The 706-nt window shown below is 35.1% G+C and carries 1 protein-coding gene; it reads right to left on the bottom strand.

The window, feature by feature from the left end:
* Positions 1–26: 26 nt before the first annotated feature.
* On the bottom strand, positions 27–662 hold the full coding sequence (locus AB4135_RS21610) for a hypothetical protein (protein ID WP_371995486.1): 636 nt from the start codon (positions 660–662) through the stop codon (positions 27–29).
* Positions 663–706: the final 44 nt, after the last annotated feature.

The raw sequence follows: 706 nt of genomic DNA, 5'->3' as shown, positions 1-706 counted from the left end.
CAGGAGGCTCATATGTGTTAGAAATATTAGCACCAATTATTCCATAGCCAACTCCCTACAGGAATCACTGCAAACCTAATTAATGCAGAAATAGTCGCAGCCAAAGCAACCCAACCAATAAATGTGTCATTACGCTCAAAGAAATTTTGAATTTTAAACTCAGCTGATTTACTGCTAGATTTCCAGCTTTCTCCATTGTAATAAATAAAACAGAACTCAATAAAGTACCTTCCTGGCTTAATATTGTTTAGTGTCGTTAAGTGATACTTAAATGGTGCTTCGTCCTGTTTTGTTTCTGTTAATATCTGTGGTGGTTCACCTTCTCCTGTATCAATGAAGAGTGTACTTTCTTCCCATCCTTCTTTCTGTATACCTGACAAGGAAAAAGTTATTCCAGTATTGTCAAATTTTTTCTTATGCCCACCAAATACAATTAAACCTGGTTCTTTCTCTTTTATACTATTGAGAACATAAGACTTATCTTTATCAAAGACATCATCAGATGGATAAAATAGCGCTTTAGCACTTTTTATATCTCCGTATCCAGTGAAGAATTGTTCTATCTCAATGGTCTCACCAGGAGATATTACTGGTGTCTTTATACGAAGAGCTTGTTCATATGATCCAGACTTCTCTGCAAATTTTCCTTTTCTAGGCTTCATATTGCCAATTGCTCCGAAATATTTCTAACAGCTTATTCATTAGT

Origin of the sequence: Shewanella sp. 10N.286.54.B9 (genome assembly GCF_041468565.1) — a bacterium.
Lineage (GTDB): Bacteria > Pseudomonadota > Gammaproteobacteria > Enterobacterales > Shewanellaceae > Shewanella.
This window is presented reverse-complemented; position numbering and strand designations above follow the sequence as displayed.